We start from the raw sequence: 656 nt of genomic DNA on the forward strand, positions 1-656 counted from the left end.
TCACGGCGATTTATGCCGCCTCGGCGAGCACATGGAACGGGTTGGCATGGATTGTAGGCGCCGCCCTATACCTTGTCTGCCTCCCCGCGTTGCGTCGCGGTGCATGGAGCCGGGCCACCTCGACCTGAATGGAAGCCGGCGGCACCTCGCTAACGGATTCACCACTCCAAGAATTGGAGCCAATCAATTCTTGCGGAGAACTGTGAATGCGCAAACCAACCCTTGGCAGAACATATCCATCGCGTCCGCCATCTCCAGCAGCCGCACGCGGCGCATCTCGGGCAGCGTTGGGTCCTGGCCACGGGTGCGCATGATCGTGCTCCTGTCGTTGAGGACCCGGCTAGGCTGGCGGGGTTGCCTTACTGGTTAGCAGAATGAATCACCGATACGCGAGCGAACGTGAAGCGACTGCTGCTGCAAAACGTCTGCGACCTGAGCAACAACATGAATGGTCTTCGGTTTCCGTGTTTCGTAAAGTCTGGAAACGCGGAAGTCAGCGCCCTGCACCATTATGTTCCGGATCTGCATCGCAGGATGCTGCTGGCTACCCTGTGGAACACCTACATCTGTATTAACGAAGCGCTGGCATTGACCCTGAGTGATTTTTCTCTGGTCCCGCCGCATCCATACCGCCAGTTGTTTACCCTCACAACGTT

The 656-nt window shown here is 57.8% G+C and carries 2 protein-coding genes; one reads left to right on the forward strand and one right to left on the reverse strand.

The features are described 5' to 3' along the window. Nucleotides 1-183 precede the first annotated feature (183 nt). Nucleotides 184-312, reverse strand: coding sequence for a type VI secretion protein (locus tag HMPREF7545_RS10500; protein ID WP_001260374.1), 129 nt, complete (start codon nucleotides 310-312; stop codon nucleotides 184-186). A gap of 87 nt (nucleotides 313-399) precedes the next feature. Between HMPREF7545_RS10500 and HMPREF7545_RS10505 the strand changes: the two genes are divergently transcribed. Continuing rightward, a partial coding sequence (locus HMPREF7545_RS10505) for a site-specific integrase (RefSeq protein WP_428829626.1) occupies nucleotides 400-656 on the forward strand: 257 nt, incomplete at its 3' end.

This window comes from Centipeda noxia ATCC 43541, from assembly GCF_000160555.1.
Taxonomy (GTDB): domain Bacteria; phylum Bacillota; class Negativicutes; order Selenomonadales; family Selenomonadaceae; genus Centipeda; species Centipeda noxia.